The organism is Nocardiopsis sp. TRM 82005 (assembly GCF_056312425.1).
In genome coordinates, this window is sequence record NZ_JBWDTQ010000032.1 from 50076 (window position 1) to 64180 (window position 14105).

Here is a 14105-nt window from a genome sequence, read left to right on the forward strand (position 1 = left end):
GGACACGGCGGTGCCCCCGGCCGTATCGCGACCGGGGGCACCGCCGTGTCGACTCGCCTACATGGACATTCGTCTACAAGGCCACCTGTCCACAGGTCCGTCTGCCTACTCCTCGCCCTTGGCGACCAGGGTGAGTACGTCGTAGGTGGCCACGGCCTCGCCGTCCTGGTCCGTGACCAGGGCGTCCCAGCGCACCTCGCCGTAGTCGGCGTTCGTGCGCGGCGTGATCTGCTTGGCGGTCAGCGTCACCCGGATGGTGGAGTCCTCCTTCACCGGGGTGAGGAAGCGCAGGTTGTCCACGCCGAAGTTGGCCAGCACCGGCCCCGGGGCCGGGTCCACGAACAGGCCCGCCGCCAGCGACACCACCAGGTAGCCGTGCGCCACGATCCCGCCGAACAGCGGGTTGGCTGCGGCGGCCTCCTCATCGGTGTGCGCGTAGAAGGTGTCGCCGGTGAACTCCGCGAAGTGGTCGATGTCGGCCCGGGTGACGGTGCGCTCCGCCGACCGGATCGTGTCGCCGATCCGCAGCTGCGACAGGTCCTTGCGGAACGGGTGCACGTCGCCCACGCTGCGCTCCGACCCCGTGGTCCAGTGGCCGGTGATCGCGGTGACCATGTCCGGGGAGGCCTGCACGGCGGTGCGCTGCATGTGGTGCTTGACGCCGCGCACGCCGCCCATCTCCTCGCCGCCGCCCGCGCGTCCGGGACCGCCGTGCACCAGGACGGGAAGCGGGGAGCCGTGGCCGGTGGACTCCTTGGCGCCGTCCCGGTTCAGCACCAGGATGCGCCCGTGCCAGGGCGCCACGCCCAGGACGACCTCGCGGGCCACGTCCGGGTCGTTGGTCACCAACGACCCCACCAGGCTGCCGCTGCCGCGGGCGGCGAGTTCCACGGCCTCGGCGACACCGCCGTAGGTGATCACGGTGCTGACCGGGCCGAAGGCCTCCACATCGTGGGGCTCCTGGGCACCGGGCTCGGCGCGCAGCAGGATCGGGGACATGAACGCGCCGGCCTCGGCGTCGGCACCGACGACCTCCACGTTCTCGGGGTCGCCGTAGACGATATCGCTGGAGGCGCGCAGCGCCTTGACGGCCTTGCGGACCTCCTCGCGCTGGTCGCGCGAGACCAGCGCGCCCAGGCGCGTGTCCGGGTCGTCCGCCGCGCCCACGACCACCTTGGACAGGCGGTCGGTCAGGGCTCCGGTGACGGCCTCGGCCATCGACTCGGGCACGATGACCCGGCGGATGGCGGTGCACTTCTGCCCGGCCTTGACGGTCATCTCGGCGACGACCTGCTTGACGAACAGGTCGAACTCGGGGTCCTGCTCGGACACGTCCGGGCCGAGGACCGAGCAGTTGAGGGAGTCGGCCTCGACGTTGAGCTGCACGCCGCCGCTGACCACGTTCGGGTGGTTGCGCAGGATGGCGCCGGTGGCGGCGGATCCGGTGAAGCCCACGATGTCCTGCGGGCCCAGGTTGTCGAGCAGCCCCTTGTGGGTGCCGACGAGGAGCTGGAGGGAGCCCTCCGGCAGCAGGCCGGACTCGATCATCCGCCGTACGACGGCGACGGTGAGGTAGGCGGTCTGGCCGGCGGGTTTGACGATGCTCGGCAGTCCGGCGAGGAACGCGGGGGCGAGCTTCTCCAGCATGCCCCACACGGGGAAGTTGAAGGCGTTGATCTGCACGGCCACGCCGGGACGGGACGTGTACACGTGCTGGCCGACGAACGTGCCCTGCTTGCCGAGCTGCTCCAGGGGGCCGTCCATGATGACGGTGGAGTTGGGCAGCTCGCGGCGGCCCTTGCTGGAGAAGCTGAAGAGCGTGCCGAAGCCGCCGTCCACGTCCACGGCGGTGTCGCGCCTGGTCGCGCCGGTCCGGTGCGAGAGCGCGTAGAACTCCTCCTTGTACTCCATCAGGTGCTTGGCGACCTCCTTGAGGAGGTTCGCGCGCTGGTGGAAGGTGAGCGCACGCAGCGCGGGACCGCCGACGCGGCGCGCGTGGTCCACCATCCCGGCGACGTCGGGTCCGTTCGCGGAGATACGGGCGACGGTCTCACCGGTGTTCGCGTCGGCCAGGGGCGTGCCCTCGTCCGTGGGGGTGAACCACGTCCCCTGCGCGTAGCTTTGCAGTGTTTCGGACACCTGACGGTCCTCTCCTCGGGCTGTGGGTCTCTTGCGAACAGTATTACAGACCGATCGGTCAGTAAATAGTGCCCGGGGGGTCGTACCGCTTCCCAGCTGGGGCTTTCGCCCCTGAAACGGGCCAGGGGCCCTCAGTCCGCCTCGGCGCGGATGTCACCTGCCGTCACACCGAACTCCGAGCGCAGCATCCGTCCCAGGTGCCCCGAGTCCAGCACCCCCCACCTCGCCGCGATCGCCGACGCGCTCCGGTCGGCCAGCAGCGGGTCCGCCAGGTCCCGCCGGATGCGCACCAGCCGCTCCGAGCGGATCCACCGTGCCAGGGTGAAGCCCTGATCGCGGCACAGCTTGTACAGGTATCGGGCCGACATCCGGTGCGCCGCCGCCACCGACTCCACCGACAGGCCCGGATCGGACAGGTTCGCCAGACAGTACGCCCGCACACGGGCCAGCGGGTCCGTGCCCTCGTCGCCGGGTGCGTCCGCGAACGCCGCGCACACCAGCGACACCAGCGCCGACGCCAGGTGGTGCCGCGCCGCGCCGCCCGCCTCCTCCTCCAGCCCGGACGCCACACCCTGGAACAGTGACGAGACGATCCCGCGCAACCCGCTGTCCGCGCGCACCGGTATCGCCACCCGGCGCCGCAGCAGGTCCGCGTGTGCCCCGAACAGGGCACTCGGCACCCCCGCCACCACGGTGTCGTACGGCTCCCAGAACGGCAGCTCGTAGGGGCGCCCCGTCTCGTACACCACCAGGTCGCCGGGGTCGAGCATGCACCGTCGCCCGGCCTGGCTCACGCCCGCACGGCCCGAGACGTGCCACGCCACCTTGATCAGGTCCGGATCCGACGAGCCGATCACCCCGGGGTCGCGCCGCACCACCACCGGATCGGCCCGGATGCGGGTCAGCACCAGCTGGTCGACCCTGGTGGAGGTGAACGCGCCGTGGAAGGGGTGGTCGCCGACGGCCCGCATGCGCAAAGGCGCGAAGGCCCGGGAGGCCTCGGCCTCGAAACGGTCGATCCAGTCGGCTGACTGCACGGTCTCCACGCCCTGCTCCCTTCCCCCACGCGTCTGACATGCGCGCGTCTCCGCGCCCGGGGCTGACCGGATGTTATCCCCGTCACTCTCGGGCGGACAAGGCGCCCGTGCCCCGTGCGGGAAACGGCGAGTGGCGGTGCGGGAAACGGCGGTCCGCGGAGGCGGCCCCGGCGTAACTTCTGCGCAGCCAGCAAAGAGCCCGGGAAGGGAACGCCATGGACACAGCCAGCCCCGCCGAACACGACTTCGTGGTCGTCGGCTCCGGCTCCTCCGGCAGTGTGGTCGTCCGACGCCTGCTGGACGCCGGGCACACGGTGCACGTCGTCGAGGCAGGCCCCGCCGACGGCGAACCGGGGATCCACGACCCGCGCGGCTGGCCGGGCCTGTGGCACTCCCCGCTGGACTGGGCCGTGATGACCGTGCCGCAGAAGCATGCGGCGGGCCGCTCCCTGCACTGGCCTCGTGGCCGGGTGCTTGGCGGGAGCAGCTCTCTCAACGGGATGATCTACGTCCGCGGACACCGGGCCGACTACGACTCCTGGGCCTACGCCGGGTGCACCGGATGGGACTGGGACTCGGTCCTGCCCCTGTTCAAGCGCTCGGAGGACCACGTCGACGGATCCGGTCCGTGGCACGGGTCCGGCGGGCCGCTCCCGGTCACGCGCATCGCCGACCCGCACCCCGCCTCCCGCGCGTTCGTGGAAGCGGCCGCCGCGCTGGGCCACCCCGTCACCGACGACTTCAACGGGGAGCGGATGCTCGGCGCGGGGTTCAACCACGCGACCATAGCGGGGGACGCGCGGATGAGCGCCTGGCGCAGCTTCGTGGAACCGGTCCGGTCCCACCCCGGCCTCACCGTCACCACCGGTGCCCCGGTCCACAGGGTGCTAATGGAGTCAGGCCGCGCGGTCGGCGTCGAGTACGAGGCCGACGGCCGCGTACGGCAGGCCAGGGCGACGCGCGAGGTCGTGCTCAGCGGAGGGACGATCGGCTCGCCCCAGGTCCTCATGCACAGCGGGATCGGACCCGCCGACCACCTCACCGAAGTGGGCGTGGACGTCGTCCTCGACCTGCCCGGCGTCGGTGGGAACCTGCACGACCACCTGCTGGTCAGCAACATCTACGAGGCCAGCCGCCCCCTTCCCCCCGGTAGCGGGAACCTGCTGGAGAGCCAGCTGTTCGCCAGCACCGACCCCGCACGCGCGGTCCCCGACCTCCAGCCCCTCTTCATCCACATGGTGCTGCCCGCCGACGGCTACCCGGTGCCCGAACACGGCTACACCATCGCGCCCGGCATCGTCCGTCCGCTCTCGCGGGGCACGCTGCGGCTGGCCTCCGACGACCCGTCCGCCCCTCCCCTGGTGGACCCGAACATCCTGTCCGAGCCGCACGACCTGGAGTGCCTGGTCGACGCGGTGGAGATCTGCCGGGAGATCGGCGCCTCGGCCGCCTTCGACGACTGGCGCGAGGCGGAGGTGGCCCCCGGGCCGGACGCCCGTACCCGGGACGACCTGCGCGACTACGTCCGGCGTGCGGTCACCACCTACCACCACCAGGTCGGCACCTGCCGCATGGGCCCGGACTCCCTCTCCGTGGTGGACCCGGCGCTGCGCGTCCACGGCGTCGGGGGGCTGCGGGTGGCGGACGCCTCGGTCATGCCCTCCGTTCCCTCGGGGAACACCAACGCACCGGCGATCATGGTCGGCGAGAAGGCGTCCGACCTCATTCTCGCCGACCACCCGTGACGGCCACCGCACACCCCGGGCCCACGCGTGGCCCGGGCACACACGGCCCGAAAGACCCACGAGCACCGCGAGCGACGCGGGCGAGAGACGAGGTGTTCCGATGAGGACCGACATGCTGATCGACGGAGAGTGGACCACCGGAACCGGCGGCGGCTCCCTCCCCACACTGGATCCGGCCACCGGCGAGACCATCGCCCACGTGCCGGAGGCCGCCGGGGCCGACGTGGACGCGGCGGTGGACGCCGCCTTCCGCGCGTTCGGGTCGGCCGCGTGGGCGGGCATGCTCCCCGCCGAGCGGGCCAGGCTCATGCTTCGCCTCGCCGACCTCCTGGAAGCCGACGCCGACGCGTTCGCCCGCATGGAGACGACCGACCAGGGGCAGCCCCTCGCCGTCAGCTCCGGGTTCGCCGTCCCCAACGCGGTGGAGCATCTGCGCTACTACGCGGGCTGGGTCACCAAGATCACCGGCGTCACCGCGCCACTGTCCGTCCCGGACGTGGACTACCGCACGCGTCGCGAACCGCTCGGTGTGTGCGCGCTCATCACCCCGTGGAACTTCCCGCTGATGATCCTGGTGTGGAAGCTCGCCCCCGCCCTGGCCACCGGCAACACCGTGGTGGTCAAGCCGGCGGAACAGACCCCGCTCACCACCCTGCGCCTGGCCGGACTGGTCAGGGAGGCGGGTATCCCCGACGGCGTCGTCAACGTGGTCACCGGAGGCCCCGAGGTCGGAAGGGCGCTGGTCCGCCACCCGAGGGTCGCCAAGGTATCGTTCACCGGTTCCACCGGGGTCGGCCGCGAGATCGCCGCCCAGGCCGGGCGCGAACTCAAGCACGCCTCCCTCGAACTGGGCGGCAAGGCCCCTTCGATCATCACCTCCGACGCCGACATCGACGCCGCCGTCGCGGGCAACCTCATGGGCGGCCTGCTCAACTCCGGCCAGGTGTGCGCCGCCTACACCCGCTTCTACGTCGACTCCGCCCGCCATGACGAGTTCGCCGAGAAGCTCGCCGCGGGTGCCGCCGCCATGAAGCTGGGCCACGGCCTGGCGGAGGACACCCAGATGGGCCCGCTGGTCTCCGCGGAGCAGCGCGACCAGGCCGAACGCTACGTGCGGATCGGCCAGGAGGAGGGCGGCCACCTGCACGAGCGCGCCCCGCTGGACGGCGACACCGGATACTTCGTCCGTCCCGCCGTTTTCTCCGGGGTCACCGACGACATGCGCATCGCGCGGGAGGAGGTCTTCGGCCCGGTCCTGTCGGTCCTGCCCTACGACGATCCCGACGAACTGGTCGCCCGGGCCAACGACACCGACTACGGGCTCGCCGCCGTCATCTGGTCCCGCGACATCGGCGTCGCCAACCGGCTCGCCGCACGGGTCCGGGCGGGAACCGTGTGGATCAACATGCCGCCGGCCCTGGACGCCGCCGCGGCCTGGGGAGGCATGAAGGCCTCCGGGCTCGGCAGGGAGATGGGATGGTCGGCGATCGAGGCATTCACCCAGGTCAAGAGTGTGTGGACCAATCTGGCCTGACCGGACTGGTGCGGCGCGCGGGGCGGGGACCGCGCGCCGAAACCGTATCCGTCCGCGGCCCGGGCCGCGGACGGATACGTCCTGGAGCGGCGGATCATGGGCGTGCCGCTCTACCACGAGACGGTCGCGGTGGAGTCGGACTCCGTCCCGGACGAGGACCTGCCGCAGGTGAACCAGTACACGGTCCTGACCGAGTCCGCGTGGGCGCCGGGGGTCGGGGACACCCTCTGACGGGGCGTCCGGGACCGTGACGACTCGTCGCCGTGTCGACATGCGCGCCGACATGGCGACGAGTCCGCAGGTCGACGTGTCGACAAGCGGTGGGAACCGCACGGCCGGGCACCGGCGCCTCCCGGCCGCCGCTATCTGGTGAGCGACAGGACCTGGGCGTTCGGGAGGTCGGCGAGCAGCTTGCCGGGCACCAGGAGCTTGGAGCGGCGCAGGCCGCTGCCCACGATCATCCCGGTCCCGTCGGCGACGGCCTCGTCCACCAGGACGGGCCATCCCCCCGGCAGGCCGAACGGCGTGATGCCGCCGTACTCCATGCCGGTCAGCCCGGTGGCCTCGTCCATGGGCGCGAACGAGGTCTTGCGTGCGCCCAGCCGGCGGCGGACGGTCCCGTTGACGTCGGCGCGCTGGGTCGCCAGCACCATGCACGCCGCGTAGGACACCTCGCCGCCGCGCTTGGCGGCGACCACCACGCAGTTCGCGCTGGTCTCCAGAGGCATCCCGTACCGCTCACAGAACTCCGCGGTGTCCGCGAGGTCCGGGTCGATCTCCGCCACCCGTGCGTCGTCGAGCCCTCGCACCGTGGCCAGGACCGGAGAGGCCAGCAGCTCCGGACGCTGGTCCGCCCTCACCCAGTGCAGTTCGTCGGACATGGCACACCTCAATGTCGTCGAGAAGATCGGAGACCGTCGGAACCCGCTCCCGCGGAAAGGCCGTCGAGGAGGATCCACGGCCAGGTTAGCGCTCCCCTGACCACTGCCCGGCGGAGCCGGTCAGGGCCCAGACCACGTGGTCGTCATTCGTTTCGAGAGGAAGGCCCGGCACCACTGGCCGTCCCTTGGCCGCAACCGGTCTGATAAAGGGCGATATGCGAGGAATCTGGGACATAGAATCCGTCGCATGGAGACCCCCGCTCCCGATCCTCTCTTCGGTATCACGCTGCACGAGCGCTACATCCTCGGCAAGCGCCTCCGCAGCTGTGCCTCAGGAACCGTCCATGTCGCGCACGACCTGGGCGCCGACCGGACCGTCATGGTCACGGTCCTGCACTCATGGCTGGTGCACGACCACGGCGCCGTGCACGCGTTCCTGGAGCGGGCCCAGACCCTGGAGGGAATCTCCCACCCGGGACTCGCGCGGACCCTCGGCCACGGGCGGGACGGCGACCACGTGTACGCCGTCACCGAGTACCTGTCGGGAGAGACCCTCGCCGACGCTCTGAGCGGCGGTGAGCTCCGCTACCCGCCCCACGCGGCCCTGACCATCGTGGCCGGTGTGCTCACCGTCCTTGACGTCACCCACGGGTCGGGCCTCGTGCACGGAGACCTGGGCCTGGACAAGGTCGTGGTGGACGGTGAGGGCGGGGCGCGTGTCACCGGCTTCCCCCTGCTCTTCGACGCCGAGGAGGACGCCGGACCGGAGACCCGCACCGACGTGCACGCCGTCGGGCGGCTCCTCCACACGCTGATGACCGGTGTGTCCGTCGGTCCGGACACCGACCAGCTGCGGCCCTCGTCCGTCATCCCCGGCCTGCCGTCCGACCTGGACATGCTGGTCGCCAACGCCACCGACCCCAACCCGCGCTACCGTCCCCGTGACGCGGGCCAGTACCTCACCGTCGTCGAACAGGTGCTGCGGTCGCTCCCCCACTCCCGCTCCGGCCCCGCCGCCGACGACACCCGGCCGATCCCGGTCGTCACCGACGCACCGGAGGAGGACCGGGAGGACCGAGGCGCGCCGGCCCCGTCGTGGCGGCGCGTTCCCGTGCTCGTCGGCGCGGGCGTGTTGGTCCTGGTGCTGTTCGCCGCCGGCTGGGCACTGGTCCCGGACAGCGGCGCCGAACTGCCCGACGTCGTGGGCACCACCACCGAGGAGGCCGAGGAGCGCTTGGCCGCGCTCGACCTGGATCTGCGGGTGCGGTTCGAGGAGACCTACAGCGACGCCGTCGACCCCGGATCGATCACCGACAGCACACCCTCCGCGGGCAGCACCGTGAAGCAGGGCGCCGAGGTCATGCTGTGGGTCTCCGCCGGTTCGCAGTTCGCCGAGGTCCCCGACGTGGTTGGCGAGACCGAGAACGACGCGCGCAACGTGCTGCGCGAGTCCGGTTTCACCGACATCGAAGTCGTCCAGGAGCACTCCGCCGACGAGCCGCCGGGCACCGTGCTGTCCACGGAACCCGCGACGGGCGCGCGCGGCGACCGCGAGGAGCCGGTGGTCCTTCACGTGAGCGAGGGCGTCATCGTCCCCGACCTGGTCGGAATGGCTCAGGAGGACGTCGTCGCCGCCCTGACCGGGCTCGGGCTCACGTGGGAGGTCGTCGAGGAACACCACGAGACCGTGTCCGTCGGCGAGGTGATCGGGCAGGCCCCCGAGCCCGGCACGATCCTGCCCGAGGAGGGCACCGTCGCCATCACCGTGTCCACCGGCCCGGACCCGGAGGAGGAAGAGGACGAGGAGGAGGAAGAAGAGGAGGAGCCGGACGAGGACACCGCCGACGCCGCCGACTCCTCCTCCGAGGACGAGGACGACGGCGACGACGGCCGGGGTGACAGGGGAGACCGCGGCAACGGCAACGGCGGTGGCCGCGGCGACCGGGGCGGGGAGTCCGACAGCCCCTGCGACGCGCCGGAGTGGGACCCGGTCACCACCTACGACCGGGGCGACCAGGTCCAGTACCGGGGCCGCGTGTACGAGGCGCGCTGGTGGCACCAGGGGGTGTCGCCGGTCGACAGCGGCGAGTGGGGAGTCTGGGAGGACAAGGGCTCCTGCTGACCCGCGGGGTCAGCGCCCGGTGAAGTCCCCGGAGCGCTCGCGCGCCCACTCGCGGAAGGTCAGCGCCGGCCGGCCGGTGACCTCCCGCACGTGGTCGAAGACCGGTTCCGGGGTGTCGACGAGGGAGGCCCAGTAGGCCATCCCGTCGGTCGCGTAGACGGCGCCCATGGTCTCGGCGATCTCGGCGCGCGCCTCCTCCTCGGGCTGTTCCTCCCAGTGCACCGGCAGGCCGGTCTCCTCACTGATGACGCGGATCTGGTCGGCCTGGGGCAGTGACTCGGGGCCGGTGACCGTGTAGATCCTGCCCGCGTGCGACCCGTCCAGCAGGGCCCGCACGGCGACCGCCGCGACGTCCCGCTCGTGGACCAGGGAACGCGAGGCCCCGCCGAACGGGGCGCGGACCGTGCCCGCGCGGACCTGGTCGGCCCAGACCAGCGTGTTCGTGGCCAGGCCGGTGATACGCAGGAAGGTCCACTCCCGGCCGGAGTCGCGCACCGCGGTCTCCACCTGTCCCCACACGCTTTCGGGGTCCTTCCCCGCCACCGCCGAGAAGTACACGACCCGCGGCACATGTCGGGTGAGGGCCGCCACGGTCTCCCTGATCCCGTCGGTACCGAAACCAGGCCAGAGCAGGTACGCCCCGGCGGTGCCCTCGGCGGCCGCCGCCACGGCCTCGGGGTCGGTGATGTCGCCTCTGACGACCTCCACCCCCTCGGGCAGCCGGGCCCTCTCCGGCTTCCGGGCGAGCGCCCGCACGGGGACCCCCTCGGCGAGCAGCCCCGCCACCACGTGGCGTCCGGTGTTCCCCGTGGCCCCGGTAACCAGGATCGGCTCTGTCATGGTTCTTCTCCTGTCGTAGTACGGGCCCGGCTCCCAACGTCCGGGCGGGCACCTCCCTGGTGCTCGGGAGCCATGCTCTTTCCTCAACTAATGTTGAGGTCAAGTCGGTGCGGGGGAGTCCTCGCCGCCACCGGAGGCAGTCGAACGGTCGCGGAGCTGGCGTCCGGACCGCTCACGCCACCAGAGCCAGGTCAGCGCCGCCCCCGCGAGTGCGCCGGAGCAGTTGAGGATCACGTCGTCCACCGAGGCGGTGCGTCCGAGGAAGTACTGGAGCACCTCCACGGTGACCGACACCGTTCCCGCCGTGGCCAGGACCCTGGGGAAACCTGCCAGTCTCCGCTCCAGGGCCAGTGGCAGCAGTGCTCCGAGCGGAACGAACAGGGCGATGTTGCCGAAGTTCTGGTAGAGCCCGGTCATGCCGAGTCCCGACTGCCCCATGTCGGAGAAGGGCACGAGCACGATGTCCTCCCCGCCGCCGCCCGGGTTCACCAGGGTGAGGACGACGACGGGCGCGAGCGCGCACAGGGCCAGGGTGTCGAACACGCTGTTGAGGACGGCCCTCCTCCACGGTCGGCCGCGGAGTATCCGGACCCCGGAGATGACGGCGGCCAAGGCCGCGGCCACGGGGGAGAGCGCGGCCGCGTCACTGATCAGGTTGGTCACCGTTGAGAACCACATGGGGGCAACCTACGGCCCGGGGGGCCGCTCCGTCAGGGCCGAGGACGCCTCCCTGTGCTCCTGGTGGAGACGGCCCGCGTAGGCGGCCCACGCCACCAGGACGACACCGGCCACGGCGTAGCCGGCGAGCCCGGACCAGGCGAGGGGGAGGTATACGCCCAGCAGGACGGAAGCGCTGACCAGGAACGCGAAACCGAGGTGGGCGAGCTTCTTCTTCTCTGGTTTTTCCATCAACTGTCCGAACCTCCATGAGGATTTGTCGACGCGGAAACCGGTCGCACTAGCCGTACCCGTGTCGGCGGCGGTGCAACGGCGCGGGCGACACCTGACGGTGCGCGGGAGCGGAGCCGCGACCGCGCGCGACGGACCTCTGGCTCGGCATCCCCGCGGACCCAGCGGAAGGCCACTGGTCACAGGCCTTTGACCACCGGATCCACTCCGAAACCGTGTGCTAGCTTCGTTGGTGTGGACAGGCAGGAACAGGCCCCGCGTTGGGATTTCGCCGTCGCCCCGCCGCACAGCGCACCGGGAGCCGTCTCGATGGTCGGCTACCGGGGCCTGGACGTGCCCGAGACTCCGCACCGAGGCCTTCCGTCGTCTTCGCTGACGTTCATCGTGGCCCTGGACGAGGGCGTCGAGGCCGCGGACACCGCCGAGGGACTGGCCCACGCTCGCCCGAACCCCCTGGTCCTGGGCGGCCTGCACGTGCGGGCAAGCCACGTCCGCCAGCGCCCCGGCCAGGCCGGTGTGCAGCTCGCGGTGCATCCCCTGGCCTCCCGCTCGCTCTTCGGGGCGCCCAGCGCCGAACTCAGCGTGAGCGACTTCGACGGCGCCGACCTGCTGGGAAACCGAGCCCTCGAACTACACGACCGCCTGACCCGCACCAGCGGCTGGCGTGAGGTGTTCACCCTGGTGTCCTCCTACCTGCTCCGGCGCTACCGCGACCACGACACCGCCGGTCCGCGCCCGGAGGTGGCGCACGCATGGCACCTGTTGGAGCGCAGCCGGGGCCGCGTTCCGGTGGATTCGCTCGCCCGCGCCGTCGGGGTGAGCCCGCGCCACCTGGGCACGCTCTTCCACCGGGAGGTCGGGCGCTCCCCCAAGACCGTGGCGATGCTGATGCGGTTCGAGCACGCCAAGACACGTGTCGTCGACGAGGCGCGGCTGAGCGGCCGTGCCGACCTGGCGGCCGTCGCCACGGAGACCGGATACAGCGACCAGGCCCACCTGAGCCACGAGTTCGCCCGCTTCACCGGGGTGCCGCCGGGAACATGGCTGGACGAGGAGTTCCGAAACATACAAGACGGCGGTCACGCGCACTCCCCAGACTGAGTTCATGGCTACTACGAATCCGACCGTCTGGGTGACTCTGCAAGCAACCGACGCCCCAGCGCTGATCGAGTACTACGTCGACACCTTCGGTCTCGTCCTCTCAGCGAGGTACGACGGTGACGGAACCGTCGACCACGCCCAGCTGAACTGGCCCGAGGGCTCGGGCGGCGTCATGCTCGGCAGCCACCGTCCCGGTCGCGACTGGTCGCGTGAGCCGGGCACGATGGGCTGCTACGCGGTGACCTCCGACCCGGACGCCCTGTACGAACGCGTCCTGGACCGGGGAGCCGACATTATCCGGCCACTCGCGGGAACCGACTACGGCGCCCGCGAGTTCGCGGTACGCGACCCGGAGGGCAACCTGTGGTCGTTCGGCGACTACCCGGGTGAGCCCTTCCGGGCGGACTGAACCTCCGCGGCGCCCGGCCCCGGCCCGCGCGGGCCGGGCGTCCCCGTTCCGACCCGACGACACATGTGGGTTCCCGGTACACCGATTCGGGACCGAATGTATGTGCTCGCTACATGTGAAACGGGTCACCCCGGTTCTACCTTCGGGTTGGCACCCATCCCCCAGCTCGGGCGGCTGTGTCGGACAGACGGGTGCCGACTGGAGGAGAGAAATGCGCAAGATCCCCCTGACCGCCGCCCCCTGCGCGGTCGTCCTCGCCATGACCGCCTGCGGAAGCCCCGGCGAGGCCGCCGGGGGAGGCGAGGACGAACCCGTCAAGGTAGGTATCGTCTACTCCGCCACCGGACCCCTCGCCAGCTACGGTGACCAGTACAAGCAGGGCTTCGAAGCCGGGATCGACCACGCCACCGACGGCACCATGGAGATCGACGGACGCCCCGTCGAGGTCGAGTACATGGACGATGCCGGCGATCCGACCAAGGCGGTCTCCGCCGCCCGCGAGCTCATCGGCACCGGCCACGACATCATCGCCGGGTCCACCGCCTCCGGTATCGCCGTCCAGGTCGCCCCGCTCGCCGAGCAGAACGAGATCCTCTTCATCTCAGGTCCCGCCGCCACCGACGCCGTCACAGGGATCAACGGCAACACCTTCCGTTCCGGCCGCCAGACCTACCAGGACATCCTCACCGCGGGCGCCTTCATGGACGACCCCGACGGCGCGGACGTTCTGGTGTTCGCCCAGCAGAACGCCTTCGGCCAGGACAACGTCGACGCCGTCACCGAGGTCCTCGAAGGGGAGGGCGCCGCCGTCGACAGCGTCCTGGCCCCGCCGGACACCACCGACCTCACCCCCTTCGCCGAGCAGGTCAGCCAGGCCGGCCCCGACCTGGTCTTCGTCGCATGGGCGGGCGAGACCGCCTCCGCCATGTGGCAGGCCCTGGACCAGCAAGGCATCCTCGACTCCACCGAGGTCGTCACGGGCCTGGACATCAAGCCGTCCTACCCGGTATTCGGCGAGGCGGGCGGGCGCATCTCCTTCCTCTCCCACTACTTCGACGGCGCCTCCGACACCGAGACCGCCCAGACCATGAAGGAGGCCGTCGAGGCCGGCGGCGGCACTGTCGACCTCTTCACCCCCGACGGCTTCACCGCCGCCCAGATGGTCGTGCACGCCGCCGCCTCCGGGGACGGCGTCCAGGACCGTGTCGAAGCTCTGGAGGGCTGGACCTTCGACGGCGTCAAGGGCGAACTCACCATCCGTGCCGAGGACCACGCCCTCATCCAGCCCATGTACCAGGTCAAGCTGGCCGGAGAGGGTGAGGACGCCCGGCCCGAGCTGGTGGCGGAGATCCCGGCCGCCGACGTCGAGCCCGCGGTCGCGGAGTAGG

13 protein-coding genes are annotated in these 14105 nt (G+C 71.5%); 7 read left to right on the forward strand and 6 right to left on the reverse strand.

Annotation, left to right across the window (positions count from 1 at the left end; all coding sequences use genetic code 11):
- Window positions 1-105: 105 nt before the first annotated feature.
- The gene (paaZ, locus tag AC0T5L_RS23415) at window positions 106-2139 is read right to left on the reverse strand and encodes a phenylacetic acid degradation bifunctional protein PaaZ (protein WP_476167634.1); all 2034 of its coding nucleotides are present in this window, start codon (window positions 2137-2139) and stop codon (window positions 106-108) included.
- Window positions 2140-2270: 131 nt separating this feature from the next.
- Window positions 2271-3185 carry an AraC-like ligand-binding domain-containing protein gene (locus AC0T5L_RS23420; protein WP_476167635.1) on the reverse strand — a complete coding sequence of 305 codons (915 nt, stop codon included), beginning with the start codon at window positions 3183-3185 and terminating at the stop codon, window positions 2271-2273.
- A 206-nt stretch (window positions 3186-3391) separates the two neighbouring features.
- Between AC0T5L_RS23420 and AC0T5L_RS23425 the strand changes: the two genes are divergently transcribed.
- The 3 genes from AC0T5L_RS23425 to AC0T5L_RS23435 all read left to right on the forward strand — a co-directional run bounded on the left by AC0T5L_RS23425 (window position 3392) and on the right by AC0T5L_RS23435 (window position 6686).
- Complete coding sequence (locus tag AC0T5L_RS23425; protein WP_476167636.1) at window positions 3392-4921, forward strand: GMC family oxidoreductase; 1530 nt, start codon at window positions 3392-3394, stop codon at window positions 4919-4921.
- Window positions 4922-5021: 100 nt separating this feature from the next.
- Window positions 5022-6455 (forward strand): aldehyde dehydrogenase family protein, encoded by a 1434-nt coding sequence (locus AC0T5L_RS23430; protein ID WP_476167637.1) that lies wholly within the window; start codon window positions 5022-5024, stop codon window positions 6453-6455.
- A 96-nt stretch (window positions 6456-6551) separates the two neighbouring features.
- Complete coding sequence (locus tag AC0T5L_RS23435) at window positions 6552-6686, forward strand: hypothetical protein (protein ID WP_476167638.1); 135 nt, start codon at window positions 6552-6554, stop codon at window positions 6684-6686.
- A gap of 131 nt (window positions 6687-6817) precedes the next feature.
- On the opposite strand, the gene AC0T5L_RS23440 is transcribed toward AC0T5L_RS23435, so the two are convergent.
- Window positions 6818-7336 carry a YbaK/EbsC family protein gene (locus tag AC0T5L_RS23440; RefSeq protein ID WP_476167639.1) on the reverse strand — a complete coding sequence of 173 codons (519 nt, stop codon included), beginning with the start codon at window positions 7334-7336 and terminating at the stop codon, window positions 6818-6820.
- A 247-nt stretch (window positions 7337-7583) separates the two neighbouring features.
- Here AC0T5L_RS23440 and AC0T5L_RS23445 point away from each other — a divergent pair, with 247 nt between their 5' ends.
- On the forward strand, window positions 7584-9458 hold the full coding sequence (locus AC0T5L_RS23445; protein WP_476167640.1) for a PASTA domain-containing protein: 1875 nt from the start codon (window positions 7584-7586) through the stop codon (window positions 9456-9458).
- Window positions 9459-9467: 9 nt separating this feature from the next.
- Here AC0T5L_RS23445 and AC0T5L_RS23450 read toward each other — a convergent pair whose 3' ends face one another.
- The 3 genes from AC0T5L_RS23450 to AC0T5L_RS23460 form a co-directional block, all read right to left on the reverse strand.
- Window positions 9468-10298 (reverse strand): SDR family oxidoreductase, encoded by an 831-nt coding sequence (locus tag AC0T5L_RS23450; protein WP_476167641.1) that lies wholly within the window; start codon window positions 10296-10298, stop codon window positions 9468-9470.
- A gap of 99 nt (window positions 10299-10397) precedes the next feature.
- Window positions 10398-10976, reverse strand: coding sequence for a VanZ family protein (locus AC0T5L_RS23455; protein ID WP_476167642.1), 579 nt, complete (start codon window positions 10974-10976; stop codon window positions 10398-10400).
- Between the two features lie 9 nt (window positions 10977-10985).
- Window positions 10986-11207 (reverse strand): hypothetical protein, encoded by a 222-nt coding sequence (locus tag AC0T5L_RS23460; protein WP_476167643.1) that lies wholly within the window; start codon window positions 11205-11207, stop codon window positions 10986-10988.
- A gap of 234 nt (window positions 11208-11441) precedes the next feature.
- Between AC0T5L_RS23460 and AC0T5L_RS23465 the strand changes: the two genes are divergently transcribed.
- The 3 genes from AC0T5L_RS23465 (at window position 11442) to AC0T5L_RS23475 (ending at window position 14104) form a co-directional block, all read left to right on the forward strand.
- The gene (locus tag AC0T5L_RS23465; protein ID WP_476167644.1) at window positions 11442-12308 is read left to right on the forward strand and encodes an AraC family transcriptional regulator; all 867 of its coding nucleotides are present in this window, start codon (window positions 11442-11444) and stop codon (window positions 12306-12308) included.
- Window positions 12309-12312: 4 nt separating this feature from the next.
- Complete coding sequence (locus AC0T5L_RS23470) at window positions 12313-12717, forward strand: VOC family protein (protein WP_476167645.1); 405 nt, start codon at window positions 12313-12315, stop codon at window positions 12715-12717.
- Between the two features lie 211 nt (window positions 12718-12928).
- Window positions 12929-14104 carry a substrate-binding domain-containing protein gene (locus AC0T5L_RS23475; protein WP_476167646.1) on the forward strand — a complete coding sequence of 392 codons (1176 nt, stop codon included), beginning with the start codon at window positions 12929-12931 and terminating at the stop codon, window positions 14102-14104.
- Window position 14105 lies beyond the last annotated feature (1 nt).